The 15964-nt window shown below is 67.8% G+C and carries 20 protein-coding genes and 3 tRNA genes; 12 read left to right on the top strand and 11 right to left on the bottom strand.

Annotation, left to right across the window (positions count from 1 at the left end; translation table 11 throughout):
- The first annotated feature begins 48 nt into the window (after nucleotides 1–48).
- The gene (locus tag G6N28_RS12960) at nucleotides 49–597 is read left to right on the top strand and encodes a cupin domain-containing protein (protein ID WP_163900852.1); all 549 of its coding nucleotides are present in this window, start codon (nucleotides 49–51) and stop codon (nucleotides 595–597) included.
- On the opposite strand, the gene G6N28_RS12955 is transcribed toward G6N28_RS12960, so the two are convergent.
- From G6N28_RS12955 to G6N28_RS12935, 5 genes are all read right to left on the bottom strand, one after another.
- Nucleotides 594–1001, bottom strand: a complete 408-nt coding sequence (locus G6N28_RS12955) for an MmcQ/YjbR family DNA-binding protein (RefSeq protein WP_163900850.1) — start codon at nucleotides 999–1001, stop codon at nucleotides 594–596. The two genes, G6N28_RS12960 and G6N28_RS12955, sit on opposite strands and share 4 nt — an antisense overlap.
- Nucleotides 994–1497, bottom strand: a complete 504-nt coding sequence (locus G6N28_RS12950; RefSeq protein WP_163900848.1) for a metallophosphoesterase family protein — start codon at nucleotides 1495–1497, stop codon at nucleotides 994–996. Before G6N28_RS12950 ends, G6N28_RS12955 begins: the two co-directional genes overlap by 8 nt.
- Nucleotides 1498–1506: 9 nt before the next feature.
- Entirely contained in the window at nucleotides 1507–2517 is a 1011-nt protein-coding gene (locus tag G6N28_RS12945; RefSeq protein ID WP_163900845.1) for a prenyltransferase, read from the bottom strand.
- A 92-nt stretch (nucleotides 2518–2609) separates the two neighbouring features.
- Nucleotides 2610–2682 (bottom strand) — tRNA-Arg (locus G6N28_RS12940).
- 18 nt (nucleotides 2683–2700) lie between these two features.
- Nucleotides 2701–2789 (bottom strand) — tRNA-Ser (locus tag G6N28_RS12935).
- An 83-nt stretch (nucleotides 2790–2872) separates the two neighbouring features.
- On the opposite strand from G6N28_RS12935, the gene G6N28_RS12930 reads away from it, so the two are divergent.
- A complete protein-coding gene (locus G6N28_RS12930; protein ID WP_163900843.1) occupies nucleotides 2873–3928 on the top strand; it encodes a pyridoxal phosphate-dependent aminotransferase in 1056 nt (351 codons plus the stop codon).
- A 67-nt stretch (nucleotides 3929–3995) separates the two neighbouring features.
- Here G6N28_RS12930 and G6N28_RS12925 read toward each other — a convergent pair whose 3' ends face one another.
- Complete coding sequence (locus tag G6N28_RS12925) at nucleotides 3996–4577, bottom strand: TIGR03086 family metal-binding protein (RefSeq protein ID WP_163900841.1); 582 nt, start codon at nucleotides 4575–4577, stop codon at nucleotides 3996–3998.
- A 41-nt stretch (nucleotides 4578–4618) separates the two neighbouring features.
- Between G6N28_RS12925 and G6N28_RS12920 the strand changes: the two genes are divergently transcribed.
- Nucleotides 4619–5059, top strand: coding sequence for a hypothetical protein (locus G6N28_RS12920; protein WP_163900839.1), 441 nt, complete (start codon nucleotides 4619–4621; stop codon nucleotides 5057–5059).
- A gap of 81 nt (nucleotides 5060–5140) precedes the next feature.
- Entirely contained in the window at nucleotides 5141–5965 is an 825-nt protein-coding gene (locus G6N28_RS12915) for a crotonase/enoyl-CoA hydratase family protein (RefSeq protein WP_163900837.1), read from the top strand.
- 24 nt (nucleotides 5966–5989) lie between these two features.
- On the opposite strand, the gene G6N28_RS12910 is transcribed toward G6N28_RS12915, so the two are convergent.
- The 3 genes from G6N28_RS12910 to G6N28_RS12900 all read right to left on the bottom strand — a co-directional run bounded on the left by G6N28_RS12910 (nucleotide 5990) and on the right by G6N28_RS12900 (nucleotide 7114).
- Nucleotides 5990–6448: a hypothetical protein gene (locus tag G6N28_RS12910; protein ID WP_235674556.1), complete on the bottom strand. Its 459-nt coding sequence runs from the start codon at nucleotides 6446–6448 to the stop codon at nucleotides 5990–5992.
- A gap of 38 nt (nucleotides 6449–6486) precedes the next feature.
- A tRNA-Ser gene (locus G6N28_RS12905) sits at nucleotides 6487–6573 on the bottom strand.
- 31 nt (nucleotides 6574–6604) lie between these two features.
- Nucleotides 6605–7114, bottom strand: a complete 510-nt coding sequence (locus tag G6N28_RS12900; RefSeq protein WP_163900834.1) for a MarR family winged helix-turn-helix transcriptional regulator — start codon at nucleotides 7112–7114, stop codon at nucleotides 6605–6607.
- 78 nt (nucleotides 7115–7192) lie between these two features.
- Here G6N28_RS12900 and G6N28_RS12895 point away from each other — a divergent pair, with 78 nt between their 5' ends.
- Nucleotides 7193–8179 (top strand): NAD(P)H-quinone oxidoreductase, encoded by a 987-nt coding sequence (locus tag G6N28_RS12895; RefSeq protein WP_163900832.1) that lies wholly within the window; start codon nucleotides 7193–7195, stop codon nucleotides 8177–8179.
- On the opposite strand, the gene G6N28_RS12890 is transcribed toward G6N28_RS12895, so the two are convergent.
- The gene (locus G6N28_RS12890; protein ID WP_163900830.1) at nucleotides 8171–9367 is read right to left on the bottom strand and encodes a cysteine desulfurase-like protein; all 1197 of its coding nucleotides are present in this window, start codon (nucleotides 9365–9367) and stop codon (nucleotides 8171–8173) included. The two genes, G6N28_RS12895 and G6N28_RS12890, sit on opposite strands and share 9 nt — an antisense overlap.
- 386 nt (nucleotides 9368–9753) lie before the next feature.
- Between G6N28_RS12890 and G6N28_RS12885 the strand changes: the two genes are divergently transcribed.
- The 5 genes from G6N28_RS12885 to G6N28_RS12865 all read left to right on the top strand — a co-directional run bounded on the left by G6N28_RS12885 (nucleotide 9754) and on the right by G6N28_RS12865 (nucleotide 13168).
- Complete coding sequence (locus G6N28_RS12885) at nucleotides 9754–10260, top strand: bacterial proteasome activator family protein (protein ID WP_163900828.1); 507 nt, start codon at nucleotides 9754–9756, stop codon at nucleotides 10258–10260.
- A gap of 8 nt (nucleotides 10261–10268) precedes the next feature.
- Nucleotides 10269–11060, top strand: coding sequence for a galactan export ABC transporter ATP-binding subunit Wzt/RfbE (wzt, locus tag G6N28_RS12880; RefSeq protein ID WP_179962067.1), 792 nt, complete (start codon nucleotides 10269–10271; stop codon nucleotides 11058–11060).
- A complete protein-coding gene (glfT1, locus tag G6N28_RS12875) occupies nucleotides 11057–11953 on the top strand; it encodes a galactofuranosyltransferase GlfT1 (RefSeq protein ID WP_163900826.1) in 897 nt (298 codons plus the stop codon). Before wzt ends, glfT1 begins: the two co-directional genes overlap by 4 nt.
- Complete coding sequence (gene wzm, locus G6N28_RS12870) at nucleotides 11950–12780, top strand: galactan export ABC transporter permease subunit Wzm/RfbD (RefSeq protein WP_163900824.1); 831 nt, start codon at nucleotides 11950–11952, stop codon at nucleotides 12778–12780. The genes glfT1 and wzm overlap by 4 nt, the downstream gene beginning before the upstream one ends.
- A gap of 67 nt (nucleotides 12781–12847) precedes the next feature.
- Entirely contained in the window at nucleotides 12848–13168 is a 321-nt protein-coding gene (locus G6N28_RS12865) for a TFIIB-type zinc ribbon-containing protein (RefSeq protein ID WP_064891239.1), read from the top strand.
- Here G6N28_RS12865 and G6N28_RS12860 read toward each other — a convergent pair.
- Entirely contained in the window at nucleotides 13165–13902 is a 738-nt protein-coding gene (locus tag G6N28_RS12860; RefSeq protein ID WP_163900822.1) for a phosphotransferase family protein, read from the bottom strand. The two genes, G6N28_RS12865 and G6N28_RS12860, sit on opposite strands and share 4 nt — an antisense overlap.
- Nucleotides 13903–14067: 165 nt before the next feature.
- On the opposite strand from G6N28_RS12860, the gene G6N28_RS12855 reads away from it, so the two are divergent.
- Entirely contained in the window at nucleotides 14068–14463 is a 396-nt protein-coding gene (locus G6N28_RS12855) for a GtrA family protein (protein ID WP_163906189.1), read from the top strand.
- A 133-nt stretch (nucleotides 14464–14596) separates the two neighbouring features.
- On the top strand, nucleotides 14597–15958 hold the full coding sequence (locus G6N28_RS12850; protein WP_163900820.1) for a decaprenylphosphoryl-beta-D-ribose oxidase: 1362 nt from the start codon (nucleotides 14597–14599) through the stop codon (nucleotides 15956–15958).
- Nucleotides 15959–15964: the final 6 nt, after the last annotated feature.

The raw sequence follows: 15964 nt of genomic DNA, 5'->3' as shown, positions 1-15964 counted from the left end.
GCCACGATATGCACCCGCGGATGGACACGGAGGTGGTTCACTGCACCCATGGAGATACGTCGAGTGGTGACCGGTCACGACGCGGCCGGAAAGTCGGTGCTTGTCAGCGACGAAACCGTGCGACCCGACCGACCTTCGTTGATGCCGGGGGCCGAGTTTCACCAGTTGTGGGGCGGTGATGCGGCACCGGAATTTCCTGATGACGGCTCGATGCCGCAGTGGCACAGCTACTTTCCGCCGATCGGCGGGTTCCGGTTCGCGATGCTGACCCTTCCGCCGTCGCGCGAGGCCCGCGACACGGGCCCGCTCGATCTGGAGAAGGGCATGGCGGAGATCGAGGACATGCTGCCGGGGATGCTCGGCTACATGGACCCGACGGATCCCGGCATGCACACCACCGACACGATCGACTTCGAAGTGGTGCTGGAAGGCACCGTCGTCCTCGAACTCGACGACGGCGCCGAGGTGACGTTGCGTGCGGGCGACACCGTCGTGCAGAACGGCACCAGGCATCGCTGGAAGAACCCCGGTGACACGCCGGCGCGGATGGCCGTGTTCATCTGCGGCGCCGCGCACGCCGACGTGACCCGCCCCTAGTGTTCGGCCAACCAGCGGTCGGCGCGCCGCTTGGAGGCCCGCGACAACCAGGCATCCTGGACGAGCTCGGTCAGCTCGACGCGGCCGATCTCGCCTAACCGGCTGGCGCGCACCAGGACCGAGAGATGCCCGTCGAACCGGTCGGTGGTGAAGAACGGCGAGTTCGGGTCCTGGATCAGCGCCAGCTTGTCGGCCTCGGACTCGACCCAGATCATGATCACGTCGGGGTAGCGCTCGCCGGTCTCCGGATCCGCGGCGTCGGGTTGCGGGGTGCGGAAGAACACGAACGACTTGCCGCCGACCTGATAGATCGGGTTGCCCTTCGGCCCTTCGATGCGGGTGGTGTACGGCATTCCCGCGGCGATCTCGTGGACGTCGGCGACCCGCGCGGGCCGGTCACGCATGGCGGTCGAGCGGGTGCAGCACCACGTCGGACAGCGCGCCGTTGCCCACGGTCGCGGTCATGTAGGTGCAGAACGGTTGGCGGCGACGGTCGGTGGGTGAGCCCGGGTTGAGCAGGCGCAGACCGGTTTTCGCGGTGGTGTCCCAGGGGATGTGGCTGTGGCCGAACACCAGCACGTCGGTGTAGGGGTACTGCTTCGCCATCCTGGCCTCGCGGCCGGTGGCCGCGCCGGTCTCGTGCACGACGGTGAAACGCAGCCCGCCGAGGTGGGCGTCGGCGCGTTCGGGGAGGCGCCTGCGCAACTCGGCGTCGTCGTTGTTGCCCCAGCACGCGACCAGTCGCTTGGCGCGGGCCTCGAGCGTGTCGAGCAGCGAGACGTCCACCCAATCGCCCGCGTGCACCACGACGTCGGCTTTCGACACTGCCTCCCACACGCGCTCGGGCAGGTCGCGGGCCCGCTTCGGAACATGGGTATCTGCAATCAGCAGGAGCCGCACGCCTCCAAGTTAGACGACCCGCAGCACGGCGCCGATCGCCAGGCCGAGGACGAGCAGCGCGCCGGCCAACCGGACGTGCACCCAGGCCAGCGCGGCGTACCACAGCGGCCACACCGGGAAGTTGGGCGGCGGCTCCTCAGGCGGCGGGCGACGGAAGTAGGGCCACAGCTTGACCAGTCGCGGCAGGGCGAGCACGACCAGCAGCGCCGGCCAGGGCATCGCGCCGACGGCGACCGCGGCGCCGACCAGGACGTAGAAACCGACCAGCATGACGAGGGTGGCGGTGCGGGCGCGGGCCGCGCCGAGGATCACCGGCAGCGTGCGGATGCCGCGGGGTTCGTCGTAGGGGATCTTGTCGATGTGCTTGCCCATCAGCACGGTCGTGCACAGCAGGCCGTAGGGGATCGAGGCCAGCACGATATCCCAACCCACGGAGCCGACGGCGGAGTAGTAGGTGCCGCACACCATCAGCGGGCCCCACACGATGAGCACGTCGGGCTCGCCGAGGCCGCGCTTTTTCAGCCGCAGGGGCGGCGCGGTGTAGGCGACGCTGAGTACGAAGCCGGCCAGCCCGAACGCGAGCACCGGCCAGCCGCGCGCCCAGGTGAGCACGACGAGGATCGCGAGGTCGGCGAGGTTGACCGCGAGGATCGCCGCCACCAGGGTGCGCTTGCTGACCAGACCGGACAGCACCGGATGCGGCGCGTACAGCGCGCGCGGATAGCTGGCTTCGTCCAGGCCGGTGCTGGTGTCGTAGAGGTCGTTCATCAAGTTGTTGGCGATGTGCGCCAGCACGATGCCGACGATGGCGAGGTTGAGCCAGCGCCAGTCCAGCCCGGGTTCGCCGACGGCGAGCAGCGCGGCGACAAGCCCGGCGAACAACGTCATCGGCAGCACGGCCGCGCGGGTGACGACGAGCCAGCGGGTGACGAAGTCGATGCGCCCGTCCGGCGGCGGGTTAATGGTGCGCAGCGCGTACATCCAGGAACTCAGCCGGGAACGCGACCTGACCTCGGTCATTTGTCGATGGTAACGCGCACCGAGATAGCACCCCGGGTTGCCGAGAGGACACTGCAACAGCCTTGGCTGCTATCCCGCGCCAAAAGAAAAAGCGCGCCCGAAGGGATTCGAACCCCTAACCTTCTGATCCGTAGTCAGATGCTCTATCCGTTGAGCTACGGGCGCATGTGTTCAGTTGTTCAGCGGAGGCGAGAGGATTTGAACCTCCGGTCCGCTGTTAGGCGGACAACTCATTAGCAGTGAGCCCCATTCGGCCGCTCTGGCACGCCTCCTGACGTTTACCGCCGATCCGACAGAGTACACAGCCGTGACAGCGGGAGGCAAAGTGCAGGTGAGTGCCCCATAGACTGGTCCGGTGACTGTCCGGCTGCGTCCCGAGCTCGCTGACCTTCCCGCGTACACCCCGGGCAAGACGGTACCGGGCGCGATCAAGATCGCCAGCAACGAGACGGTGCACGGGCCGCTGCCGAGGGTTCGCGCCGCCATCGAGAAGGCCATCGACACGATCAACCGCTACCCCGACAACGGCTACGTCGCGCTCAGGGAGCGGCTCGCCGAGCACGTCGGCTTCTCGCCCGAGCACATCTCCGTCGGCTGCGGGTCGGTGAGCCTGTGCCAGCAGCTGATCCAGATCACGTCGTCCGTCGGCGACGAGGTGCTCTACGGCTGGCGCAGCTTCGAGATCTATCCGCTGCAGGTGCGCACGGCAAGGGCCACCCCGGTGCAGGTGCCGCTGACCGAGCACACCTTCGACCTCGACGCGATGCTGGCCGCGATCACCGACCGCACCCGGCTGATCTTCGTGTGCAACCCGAACAACCCGACCAGCACGGTCGTCGACCCCGACAAGCTGGCCCGCTTCGTCGCGGCGGTGCCGCCGCACATCCTGATCGCCATCGACGAGGCCTACGTCGAGTACATCCGCGAGCCGATGCTGCCCGACAGCTTCGGGCTGGTCCGCGCGCACCGCAATGTCGTTGTGCTGCGGACGTTTTCGAAGGCCTACGGGCTGGCGGGGTTGCGCGTCGGATACGCCGTCGGCGATCCGGACATCATCACCGCGCTGGGCAAGGTGTATGTCCCGTTCACCGCGACCTCCGTCTCGCAGGCCGCGGCCATCGCCTCGCTGGACGCCGCCGAGGAGCTGCTGGCCCGCACCGACGCCGTCGTCGCCGAACGTGCCCGGGTGACGCAGACGCTGCGCGACGCCGGCTACGAGGTGCCACCGTCGCAAGCCAACTTCGTGTGGCTGCCGCTGCCCGGACGGGCCCAGGAGTTCGCGGTGGCGTCGGCCGACAACCGCATCATCGTGCGGCCCTACGGCGAGGACGGGGTACGCGTCACCGTCGCATCTCCGCAGGAAAACGACGCGTTCCTGGATTTCGCCCACCGTTGGCGGGCATCGACCTGACCGCGATTTCTGCCGCAGGGTCGCCGCGGCGCGCGGTTTCCGACCGTGGCGCAGAAATCGACGACGTCTAGGCCGGCCGCCTGCCGGTGAACGCGATCAATCGATCCAACGCGGGTGCGTCGGCGGGTATTTCCACCGGGTCGTCGAAGCCGGCCCGGGTGCGGCCCTGCGGCGTGATGGTCCGTTGCGCTAGGCCCAGCACGTAGTCCGCCAGCGACTCCGGTGCGCTGACCTCGCGGCCGACGGCCATCGCGAAATCCCAGGCGTGGACCAGGAATTCCAGCGACAGTATGCCCGCCATCATCGACGCCGGTACCTCGTTGGGACCGAACGGCACGGTGCCCTCCAGCCCGCGGCGCTGCCACGCATCCAGCGCGCACCGGGTGGCTTGCACGACCTGCTGCTCCACCGAGTCGTCGCGGTTGCGCTCGGGGAACTCCGCACCGGCCGCGGCGCCGATCATGGTGATCGAGTTCAACAGGTGGTCGGTCAGCGCGGCCACGTCGAACTCCCGGCACGGGGTCTGCTTGTGCACGTCGTCGGCGGCGATGCCGTGAAGCACGTGCTGCAACACCGCAAACGTCTTCTCGGCGCTGCGCAGTTCGTCGGGGGGTGGCGAATCGGGTCCTGGGCGCAGGTCCTCGGGCATGTGTTTCACGCTACGTCGCGAGTGCGCATATCGTTGCGCAGATGAAGACGCACGTGCGGTTGACGGCCGCGGCGCTGATCCTGATCGGCGTGACGACGGCATGCCAGCGCACCACCGAAGGCACCGTCGCGCAGACCACCGAACCGGGTCCGCCGATCAACTCCCCCACGCGCCCACCGTCGGCGATGCCCGGGCTACCCGGCCTGCCGGGTCTTCCGATCCCCAAGATCCCGCTGCCGGGCCGCAGCACCGACGTCCCCGAGGTCCCGCCGCCGCCGAACGCGCTGACGATGACGTGCAAGGAGTTCAACGGCCTCGACGAGGCCACCCGGCTTGCGGTGATCCGCGAGATCCTCAACCAGAAGAACAACCCGCTGGGACCCGACGGCGAGGCGATCGGTCAGATCCTCGTCGAGGCGGCCTGTCAGTTCCTGCCCTCGGCGACGGTGAACGACGTCCTGCTGGGCGGCGGACCTCCGTAGTCGGGTCTTCGCGCAAGCGCTCATCCGCATTAGTCGGGTCTTCGCGCAACCGCGCATGTGCGAGCCGCTAGCCTTCTGCCCATGGGCCAGACATATGAATCCCTCACTGTCGACATCAAGGATCACGTCGCGACGGTGACGCTGATCGGTCCCGGCAAGGGCAACGCCATGGGGCCGGCGTTCTGGGCGGAGATGCCGGAGGTGTTCGGCAAGCTCGACGCCGACCGTGACGTGCGGGCGATCGTGCTGACCGGGTCGGGCAAGAACTTCAGCTACGGGCTCGACGTGCCCGCCATGGGCGGCACGATGGCCGGGGTGATGACCGAAGGCGCACTGGCCCGGGCCCGAGCGGACTTTCACGCCACGGTGCTGCGGATGCAGGGCTCGATCAACGCGGTCGCGGACTGCCGCACCCCGACGATCGCCTCCGTGCACGGCTGGTGCATCGGCGGGGGCGTGGACCTGATCTCGGCCGTCGACATCCGCTACGCCAGCGCGGACGCGAAGTTCTCGGTGCGGGAGATCAAGCTGGCGATGGTCGCCGACGTGGGCAGCCTGGCCCGGCTGCCGTTCATTCTCAACGACGGCCACCTGCGCGAATTGGCGTTGACGGGCAAGGACATCGATGCCGCTCGGGCCGAGAGGATCGGCTTGGTCAACGACGTTTACGAGGACGCGGAGGCGACGCTGGCGGCCGCGCATGCGACCGCGGCCGAGATCGCCGCCAACCCGCCGCTGACAGCGGCCGGGATCAAGGACGTGCTCGATCAGCAGCGCTACGCCCGCGTCACGGAAAGCCTGCGCTACGTGGCGGCCTGGAACGCCGCCTTCCTGCCGTCGAAGGACCTCTCCGAGGGCATCAGCGCGACGTTCGAGAAGCGCCCGCCGAAGTTCACGGGGGAATAGTCAGCCGTTTCGGACGAACGTTCCTTACCGCTCGAAATTCCGGTGATTTTTCGAGCGGTAAGGAACGTTCGCGCCGATTCCGGCACCGGCAACGACGCTGGCGCGCAACGCAAGTGCCAGGATCACCGTGGTGGCCGCCAGGCCGCCGGCCTCCAGCCATCCGATCCAGTCGCCCGCGCCGTGGTGCGGGTCGACGACGTGACTGATGGTGTGCAGCGCCCAATGCAGGGTCGCGAACGCAAGCGCAGGCACCCGCCACGTCCGCCAGCGCACCGCCGCCAACAGCATCAGGCCCTGCGGCACTTCGAACGTCGCGTTGTCGAAGATGTAGTGGTCGTTGCGAATTCCGAAGTTGCCGAGCGTGTCGAAGAACGTTCCGGGGGCGAACATCATGAACAGTCCGATGCCCAACGCGTAGATGCCGAACACCACGAGGGTCACCTCGACGAACCCGACCGTGGTGCGTGTCGACGACGTCGTCATGGGTCCACGCTAGTTCGCAACGTGCCTGTGCGGTACCGCGGTGGCGGAGGGATTTGAACCCCCGGACGGTGTTAGCCGTCTCTCGCTTTCAAGGCGAGTGCATTAGGCCGCTCTGCCACGCCACCGCCGACAAGCGTACGGGGTGGGCCGCGCCCGCTACACCCGGCCGAGCTTGACCGACGACCCGGCCTTGAGTGCCACGCTGATGCGCCGGCAGTTCTCCCCCATCGCCGCGACCTGCGGTCGGGTCAGCCTGCCGAGGAAATGCGCGCGGACGCCGTCGCCGTAGGTTTTCAGCGCCTCCCGCACAGCCGCGCGACCTTCGTCGGTGATGGTGGCCAGCACCCCGCGGCCGTCGTCCGGGCTGGCGCCGCGGCGCACCAGACCCTGCAACTCCAAACGCCGGATCTGCCGGGTCACCCGGCTCGGAAGCGACATCAGGTTCTCCGCCAGATCCCCCATCCGGGCCGATCCGGTCGCGGATTTGTCCAGGATGTCGAGCAACCGCACGTCGTTCAGCGTCAGATGGTGCGCGTCGACCAGTGACCGGTTCAGGGTTGCGTACAACCTCAGCGCCGAATCGAGAAAATTTTGCCAGGACCGCTGTTCGGCGATGTCCAGGCCCGGCATGTCGCTGGCCGTACGTCCAGCGATGATCCCCTCCATGCAGTAATAGTAAACACTTGCGATATTGCTGGGAAGGTGTCGGCGTTACTGTTTTCCCAGCGTAGTAGCGTTATTTGAATGCATGCTGTCTTGGCCGGGGCCGAAGGTGGACTGACCTGGCAAGAAATACCCGACATTCAGGCTGGTGAGGGCCAGGTCCTGGTGAAGGTCGACACCGCCGGGGTAAACCGCGCCGACCTTCTACAGGCCGCCGGTAAGTATCCGCCCCCGCCGGGTGCCAGCGAGATCCTCGGCCTCGAAGTCTCCGGAACGATCACCGCAGTCGGCGCCGGCGTCACCGAATGGTCGGTCGGACAACAGGTCTGCGCTTTGCTGGCAGGAGGCGGGTACGCGGAGTTCGTCGCGGTGCCCGCCGGGCAGGTCATGCCGGTTCCCGCCGGGGTGAGCCTGCACCACGCCGCCGCGCTGCCCGAAGTCGCCTGCACGGTGTGGTCCAACCTGGTGATGACGGCCGGTCTGCAGTCTGGCCAGCTGGTGCTCGTGCACGGCGGCGGCAGCGGGATCGGTACCCACGCCATCCAGGTGTGCCGCGCGCTCGGCTGCCGGGTCGCGGTCACGGCGGGCTCGCGCAACAAATTGGACCTCTGTGCCGAACTGGGCGCCGAGATCACCATCAACTACCGCGACGAGGATTTCGTGGAGCGGATCCGCGCCGACTCCGACGGCGCCGACGTGATCCTCGACATCATGGGCGCGGCCTACCTCGGCCGCAACGTCGACGCGCTCGCGCCTGACGGCCGGCTGGTGATCATCGGGCTGCAGGGCGGCGCCAAGGGCGAGCTGAACATCGGCAAGCTGCTGGCCAAACGCGGCGGCGTGTTCGCCACCGCGCTGCGGGCCCGCCCCGTCAGCGGCCGGGGCGGCAAGAGCGAGATCGTCGCCGAAGTGGTCGAAAACGTCTGGCCGATGGTCGAAAGCGGGCAGGTGCGCCCGATAATCGGCGCCGAGTTCCCGATTCAGCAGGCCGGCGCCGCGCACGAGATGCTGGCATCCGGGGATGTCGCGGGCAAGATCCTGCTGCGCGTCGACGGCGGATCAGCCTAGGGAGGCCAGCGCCCGCACCAGCTGGTCGACTTCGGCCATCGTGGTGTAGTGCGCCAGCCCGATGGTGACCGCACCACCGATGTCGTTGACCCCGATGACATCCAGCACCCGGGAGCTGGCATTGGCGATGGCCAGGATGCCGTTGTCGGCCAGTCGTTGCACCACCTTCTCGGCGGGCACGTCGTTGACCACGAAACTGAGCACTGGGATCCGGACCTCAGGGCGGCCGATGACCATGACCGCCGACAGCGACCGCAGCGACGCCAGCAGGTAGTCGAACAGCCGGTCCATGTACAGTGCGGCGGATTGCATTGACACAGCGAGTCTTTCGTGGCGGGTACCGCTCGCCGACTCGTCGAGGGTGGCGAGATAGTCGATGCTGGCGACGACGCCGGCGAGCAGGCCGAACTGGTGGGTGCCGATCTCGAGCCGCGCCGGCCCGGTGGCGTAGGGGTTCAACGACACCGGATGGAACGAGTCGATCATCGACGGGTCGCGGAACACCAAGGCGCCGATCGGTGGCCCGCCCCACGCGACCGCGTTGACCGCCACCACGTCGGCGTCGATCTCGTCGATGTCGATCAGCCGGTACGGCGCGGCGGCCGAGTGGTCGACAACCACGAGCGCGTCGAGATCGTGGGCGAGCTTGGTCACCGCCCGCAGATCGGTCACCGTGCCCAGCGTCGAGGACGCGGAGGTGATCGCGACCAGCCGAGTCGGGCGGGTGATCAGGCTCTCCCACTGCCAGCTCGGCAGTTCCCCGGTCTCGATGTCGACCTCGGCCCACTTGGCCTTGGCTCCGTAGCGGTTCGCTGCGCGCAGCCACGGCGCGATGTTGGCCTCGTCGTCCAGGCGGGTCACCACGATCTCGTAGCCCAGCCCGACGCGCGACGACGACGCGTCGGCCAGCGATGTCATCAGCACCGCGCGATCAGGACCCAGCACCACCCCGCGGGGATCGGCGTTGACGAGGTCCGCCACCGCCTGGCGCGCCGCGTTGAGCACCGCGGCGCTGCGCTGAGCGGCCGGGTGCGGGCCCAGCGGCGTCGGCATCGAGCCGCGAAAAGCGGTGGATACGGCTCGGCCCACGGTGTCGGGCAGCAGCATGCCGTGTTGGGCGTTGAGGTGCACCCACCCGTCGCCCAGGGACGGATGCAGGCCCCGCACCCGGGCGACGTCGTATGCCATGCCAGCCCACCTTTGAGCGTGTGTGAATCAACATCCGACACGAATTTCGGCCGATGCCGGCCCGACCCGCCCTGCCGGGCCGGGTCGCCTGCGTCGCCATAGTAGTCCAGTCAGCTTCCGGTGCGGAGTGCTAATTGTGTTGTTGTTGCCCATATCTCACACGCTGGTCGCCGTCTCGCAACCTCAAGCTGCTCACGGGTGCATTTTGGCGACAGCGACGTCTGCAATCCCGTTTGCTGCAGTGGTCAAGGTCGGCGCTGCGCTCGGCGCAAACGCGCTCTGCGCGGGCGCACCGTGGCCGAAGGGCTAGTGTCGCCAGATAAGTTACGAACGGCGCGAACCGCCCAGCAACCAATACGACGGCCATTACAGGGAACTTCACGGAGATGACCACCAGTAGCGACGACGACAACATCGAAATCATCCGCCGCGAGTCCGAGGGTGAAGAGCAGGAGTCCGACGGCAAACCGCTGGCCGACCTCGTCGAGCAGCCGGCGAAGGTGATGCGGATCGGCACCATGATCAAGCAGCTGCTCGAAGAGGTGCGGGCCGCTCCGCTGGACGAGGCCAGCCGCAACCGGCTGCGCGAGATTCACCGGACCAGCATCATCGAGCTCGAGGACGGCCTGGCGCCGGAGCTGCGGGAAGAGCTCGAGCGGCTGACGCTGCCGTTCACCGATGAGGCGGTGCCCTCCGACGCCGAGCTGCGGGTCGCGCAGGCGCAGCTGGTCGGCTGGCTGGAGGGCTTGTTCCACGGCATTCAGACCGCGCTGTTCGCCCAGCAGATGGCGGCGCGTCACCAGCTCGAGCAGATGCGTCAGGGCGCGCTGCCACCCGGAGTGGCCGGCCCGGCTGGACCGCGCGGCGGGCACGGCACCGGGCAGTACCTATAGGAGCCGTATTGGTCCCGCGTATCGAGACCCGCAATGCGTGGGTGGAGTTTCCCATCTTCGACGCCAAGTCGCGCTCGCTGAAGAAGACGTTTCTCGGCAAGGCGGGCGGCGCGATCGGGCGCAACGACTCCAATGTCGTCGTCATCGAGGCGCTGCGCGACATCACGATGTCGCTGGAACTGGGTGACCGCGTCGGGTTGGTGGGACACAACGGCGCGGGCAAGTCGACGCTGCTGCGGCTGCTGTCGGGAATCTATGAACCCACCCGCGGTATCGCGAGGGTGAGCGGCCGGGTGGCCCCGGTGTTCGACCTCGGCGTCGGGATGGACCCGGAGATCTCGGGGTTCGAGAACATCATCATCCGCGGTTTGTTCCTAGGGCAGACCCGCAAGCAGATGCTGGCCAAGGTCGACGAGATCGCCGAGTTCACCGAGTTGGGCGATTACCTGTCCATGCCGTTGCGGACCTATTCCACCGGTATGCGGGTGCGGCTGGCGATGGGCGTGGTGACCAGCATCGACCCCGAGATCCTGCTGCTCGACGAAGGCATCGGCGCGGTGGACGCCGAGTTCTTGAAGAAGGCCCAGACACGGCTGGCGGACCTCGTCGCCCGCTCCGGCATCCTGGTTTTCGCCAGCCACTCCAACGAGTTTCTGGCCCGGCTGTGCAGCACCGCGATGTGGATCGACCACGGCAGCATCAAGATGACGGGCGGCATCGAGGATGTGGTGCGCGCCTACGAGGGCGAGGACGCCGCCCGGCATGTACGCGAAGTGCTCGAAGAGACGCGCCAAGGATGACCGGCACCGTCTGCGCGGTGGTGGTCACGCACCGGCGGCCCGACGAGCTGGCCAAGTCGCTGGAGACGGTGACGGCCCAGACCCGCGCGCCCGACCACCTGATCGTCGTCGACAACGACAACGACACCCGGGTGGCCGAGCTGGTGGCCGGCCAGCCGGTGCCGACGACCTACCTGGGATCGCGTCGAAACCTCGGTGGCGCAGGTGGTTTCGCGTTGGGGATGCTACATGCGCTGGCGCTCGGCGCCGACTGGGTGTGGCTGGCCGACGACGACGGCCGGCCCGCCGACTCCGAGGTGCTGGGCACGCTGCTGGCGTGCGCCGCCAGGCACGGGCTGGCCGAGGTGTCGCCGATGGTGTGCGACCTCGATGACCCTGCGCGCCTGGCCTTTCCGTTGCGCCGCGGCGTGGCGTGGCGACGCCGGGTGGAGGAGTTGCGCACCCACCCCGGCCAGGACCTGCTGCCCGGCTACGCCTCGTTGTTCAACGGTGCGTTGTTCGCCGCGTCGACGCTGGAAGCCGTCGGGGTACCGGATCTGCGGTTGTTCGTCCGCGGCGACGAAACCGAACTGCACCGCAGGCTGGTCCGTTCCGGCCTGCCGTTCGGCACCTGCCTTGACGCGGTGTATTTGCATCCGCAGGGCGGTGACGAGTTCAAACCCATCCTCGGAGGCCGGATGCACACCCAGTATCCCGACGATGCGGGCAAACGGTTCTACACCTACCGGAACCGCGGTTATCTGCTGTCGCAGCCTGGGCTTCGCCGCCTGCTGTTCCAGGAGTGGGCCCGGTTCGGCTGGTACTTTTTGGTGTCGCGACGCGATCCGGCGGGGCTGTGGGAGTGGATTCGGTTGCGGCGCTTGGGCCGTAGGGAAAGGTTCCAGAGACCGTGACGTTCACCGACGCCGCCGCGCAGTCGAAGACTTTCGGCCGCGCATGGGGCGACCTTGTCGCCGGCTTCGCCAAACACGAGTTATGGCTGCACCTGGGCTGGCAGGACATCAAACAGCGGTACCGCCGTTCGGTGCTGGGCCCGTTCTGGATCACGATCGCCACCGGCGCCACCGCGGTGGCCATGGGCCTGTTGTACTCGAAGCTGTTCAAACTCGAACTGTCCGAACATCTTCCGTACGTCACCCTCGGGCTGATCATCTGGAACATGATCAACGCGTCGATCCTCGAGGGCGCGGAGGTGTTCATTGCCAACGAGGGCCTGATCAAACAGCTGCCGACCCCGTTGTCGGTGCACGTCTATCGGCTGGTGTGGCGGCAGATGATTCTGTTCGGCCACAACATGATCATCTTCGTGATCATCGCGATCATCTACCCCAAGCCGTGGTCGTGGACGGCGCTGGCGGTGATTCCGGCGATGGTGCTGATCGTGGCGAACTGCGTGTGGGTTTCGTTGTGCTTCGGCATCCTGGCCACCCGCTACCGCGACATCAGCCCCCTGCTGGTCAGCCTGGTGCAGCTGCTGTTCTTCATGACGCCGATCATCTGGAATGAGTCGACCCTGCAGCAGCAGGGCGCCGCGGACTACCTCAGGATCGTCGAGCTCAACCCGCTGCTGCACTACCTCGACATCGTCCGCGCGCCGCTGCTCGGCGCCGACCAGGAGCTGCACCACTGGGTGGTGGTGATCGTGCTGACGGTGATCGGCTGGATCCTTGCCGCCTTCGCGATGCGCCAATACCGGGCCCGCGTCGCGTACTGGGTATAACTTCGCCCGGTAGCGGATGACCGGCTCGCTCGCGGAACCAGACCGCTGAGCGCGCCGTTGTGCACCTATGAGTATTCCGCCATACGAACCGCCGCAGGCCCCGCCGCCCGCCAGCGGTGCCACCACGCTGCGTTGCCCTAAGTGCGCGGGCATGATGAAGACCTACGAGCGCAACGGCATCCACCTGGAACAATGCGACACCTGTCGCGGCATCTTCCTCGACTTCGGCGAGCTCGAGGCGCTCACTCAGTTGGAGAACCGGTTCGTGCAGGCTCCGCCGCCGCCACCGCCGCCGCAGCCCGGTTACGGCTACGGCCCGGGCTGGGGGCATCGCGGCAACAAGTACTACCGCAGGCAGGGCTTCGGCAGGCTGTTCTTCTCGAGCTAGCGCATCCGCGAGCACGCCTCGCGCAGCAGTTCGTCCTCTGGATGATGCGCGGCGGCGCAGATGACCGCGGCGCGTGCGACCGGTTCGAGCACCGGCCACGGATCACCCTGTGGCACCGCGGGCCCGTCCGCGCCGCGGTAGGCGTCCAGAAACGTCGCCCAGTCGTCGTCGGGGATCAGCCCCGCCGCCCAGAAGCCGGCGGGCCGGGCCAGATCCCACGCGGGGTCGCCGACGCCCATGTCGTCGATGTCGAGCAGCAGCCACGGCCGGCCGGGCGCGCGACGGCCGAGTTGGCCGAGATGCCAGTCGCCGTGCACCAGCGTCGCGGGCCGATCGGCCGATCCGGCGCGCCAGACCACGTCGGGCAGCCCGGCCGCGGCGTGGCGCACGGTGACATCGGCGGTGTGGCGCAGCATTCGACGCAGCCGCTGCGGCCATCCGTGAGGCGGCTGGCGACGAGGCACGGTTTCGCGATGCAGCCGCGCCAGCAGCCGACCGGCCGCCGCCCACGGGAGGCAATCCGGTTCTGGCGCAACGGTTTGCACGCGGGGCCATCGGGTGCGCCAGCGGGTGCCGACGGGCTCGGGCACGGCGTCCAGCGGCGAGAGTACCGAGTCCGACTGCACGGCGACGGCCAGCCGCGCGGTCAACTGCCGCGGGTTGGTTTCCGGCCGGTGCAGCTTGTAGACCACGTCACCGTCGACGACGATCTGCGCACCGGAGCGGGTCTGCACCCCTCGACGGTATTACCGCAGCGGCACCCGTCGAGCACGCGACGGCGCGGTTTCATCCGCGACACGCCGGGCCGGGCGTATGAGACCGCACAATCGCGGCTCCCCGCGGCGCTGACACCCGCGAGCACGACCGCGCCGTAAGCTGCTGCGGTGGCCGAGCCCCCTATGCAGCCGACCCTGACGCTGGGCACCCAGGTGTGGCGGTTCATCGTCACCGGTGGTTTCTCGGCGGTCGTCGACTTCGGTCTGTACGTGGTTCTGCTCATGGTCGGGCTGCACGTGAACGTGGCCAAGACCATCGGCTTCATCGCGGGCACGACGACCGCGTACCTGATCAACCGGCGCTGGACGTTTCAGGCGCCGCCCAGCACCGCGCGCTTCATCGCGGTGTGCGTGCTCTACACGGTGACCTACGCCGCACAGGTGGGCATCAACTACCTGCTCTACATGGCGTGGGACGACAAACCGTGGCGGGTGCCGGTCGCGTTCGTCATCGCCCAGGGCACCGCGACGGTGATCAACTTCGTCGTCCAGCGGGCGGTGATCTTCCGGCTGCGCTGAGGCGGCGCCCCACCTGCGGATCGAGACTGCGCACAGATCGCGATTTCGCGTGATTTCGCGATCTGTGCGCAGTCTCGGCGCCGGCACTTTCGGCTGAGCAGGGCCGCGCGGGCCGCACGGTACCCTCGTCACGATGTTCGAGACCACCACGCAGCGCCTGACGGGCTGGGGACGCACCGCTCCGTCGGTGGCCCAGGTGTTGTCGACGCCGGAGGTCGAGGTCATCGCGCGGGCGGTGGCGACGACGGGCCAGCGCGGGGTCATCGCCCGGGGCCTAGGCCGCTCCTACGGCGACAACGCCCAGAACGGCGGCGGCCTGGTGATCGACATGACCGCGCTGAACCGGATCCACTCCATCGTCGCCGAAACCCGCATGGTCGACGTCGACGCGGGCGTGAGTTTGGACACGCTGATGAAGGCGGCGTTGCCGTTCGGGCTGTGGGTGCCGGTGCTGCCGGGCACCAGGCAGGTCACCGTCGGCGGGGCGATCGCCTGCGACATCCACGGCAAGAACCATCACAGCGCCGGAAGCTTCGGCAACCACGTCCGCTCGATCGATCTGTTGACGGCCGACGGTGAGATCCGGTCGCTGACCCCCGACGGCCCGGACAGCGAGCTGTTCTGGGCAACCGTCGGCGGAAACGGCCTGACCGGCATCATCCTGCGCGCCACGATCGAGATGACGCCGACGGAGACCGCGTATTTCATCGCCGACGGCGACGTCACCGCGAACCTGGACGAAACGATCGAGTTCCACAGCGACGGCAGCGAAGCCAACTACACCTACTCCAGCGCCTGGTTCGACGCGATCAGCGCGCCACCCAAGCTCGGCCGCGCCGCGATATCCCGTGGCTCACTGGCCCGGCTGGACCAGCTGCCTGCTAAGCTTCAGCGCAACCCACTGAAATTCGATGCGCCGCAACTACTTACCTTCCCCGACATCTTCCCCAACGGCCTGGCCAACAAGTACACGTTCGGGCCCATCGGGGAGCTGTGGTACCGCAAGTCGGGCACCTACCGCGGCAAGATCCAGAACCTCACGCAGTTCTATCACCCGCTGGACATGCTCGGTGAATGGAACCGCGCATACGGGCGCGCGGGTTTCACCCAGTACCAGTTCGTCGTGCCGACCGAGGCGGTCGACGAGTTCAAGAAGATCATCGTCGACATCCAGCGTTCGGGGAACTATTCGTTCCTCAACGTGTTCAAGCTGTTCGGCCCGGGAAACCAAGCACCGCTGAGCTTCCCGATTCCCGGCTGGAACGTCTGCGTGGACTTTCCGGTCAAGCCGGGGCTGGGCGAGTTCCTGACTAGCCTCGACCGGCGGGTGCTGGAGTTCGGCGGCCGGCTCTACACCGCCAAGGATTCCCGCACGACCGCCGAGACCTTCCACGCCATGTACCCGCGAATCGACGAGTGGATCGCCATGCGCCGCAAGGTCGATCCCAACGCGGTGTTCGCGTCCGACATGGCCCGACGTTTGGAGCTGCTGTAAATGGTG

The organism is Mycolicibacterium pulveris, assembly GCF_010725725.1.
GTDB lineage: Bacteria > Actinomycetota > Actinomycetes > Mycobacteriales > Mycobacteriaceae > Mycobacterium > Mycobacterium pulveris.
Note: the sequence above shows the minus strand (reverse complement) of the source record. Positions and strands in the feature narration are given on the sequence as shown.

Coding starts and splice junctions, on each gene's coding strand:
- G6N28_RS12960 (WP_163900852.1), top strand. CDS start 49: ATGGAGATACGTCGAGTGGTGACCGGTCACGACGCGGCCGGAAAGTCG.
- G6N28_RS12955 (WP_163900850.1), bottom strand. CDS start 1,001: ATGCGTGACCGGCCCGCGCGGGTCGCCGACGTCCACGAGATCGCCGCG.
- G6N28_RS12945 (WP_163900845.1), bottom strand. CDS start 2,517: ATGACCGAGGTCAGGTCGCGTTCCCGGCTGAGTTCCTGGATGTACGCG.
- G6N28_RS12925 (WP_163900841.1), bottom strand. CDS start 4,577: ATGCCCGAGGACCTGCGCCCAGGACCCGATTCGCCACCCCCCGACGAA.
- G6N28_RS12920 (WP_163900839.1), top strand. CDS start 4,619: ATGAAGACGCACGTGCGGTTGACGGCCGCGGCGCTGATCCTGATCGGC.
- G6N28_RS12915 (WP_163900837.1), top strand. CDS start 5,141: ATGGGCCAGACATATGAATCCCTCACTGTCGACATCAAGGATCACGTC.
- G6N28_RS12910 (WP_235674556.1), bottom strand. CDS start 6,448: ATGACGACGTCGTCGACACGCACCACGGTCGGGTTCGTCGAGGTGACC.
- G6N28_RS12900 (WP_163900834.1), bottom strand. CDS start 7,114: ATGGAGGGGATCATCGCTGGACGTACGGCCAGCGACATGCCGGGCCTG.
- G6N28_RS12895 (WP_163900832.1), top strand. CDS start 7,193: ATGCATGCTGTCTTGGCCGGGGCCGAAGGTGGACTGACCTGGCAAGAA.
- G6N28_RS12890 (WP_163900830.1), bottom strand. CDS start 9,367: ATGGCATACGACGTCGCCCGGGTGCGGGGCCTGCATCCGTCCCTGGGC.
- G6N28_RS12885 (WP_163900828.1), top strand. CDS start 9,754: ATGACCACCAGTAGCGACGACGACAACATCGAAATCATCCGCCGCGAG.
- glfT1 (WP_163900826.1), top strand. CDS start 11,057: ATGACCGGCACCGTCTGCGCGGTGGTGGTCACGCACCGGCGGCCCGAC.
- G6N28_RS12865 (WP_064891239.1), top strand. CDS start 12,848: ATGAGTATTCCGCCATACGAACCGCCGCAGGCCCCGCCGCCCGCCAGC.
- G6N28_RS12855 (WP_163906189.1), top strand. CDS start 14,068: ATGCAGCCGACCCTGACGCTGGGCACCCAGGTGTGGCGGTTCATCGTC.
- G6N28_RS12850 (WP_163900820.1), top strand. CDS start 14,597: ATGTTCGAGACCACCACGCAGCGCCTGACGGGCTGGGGACGCACCGCT.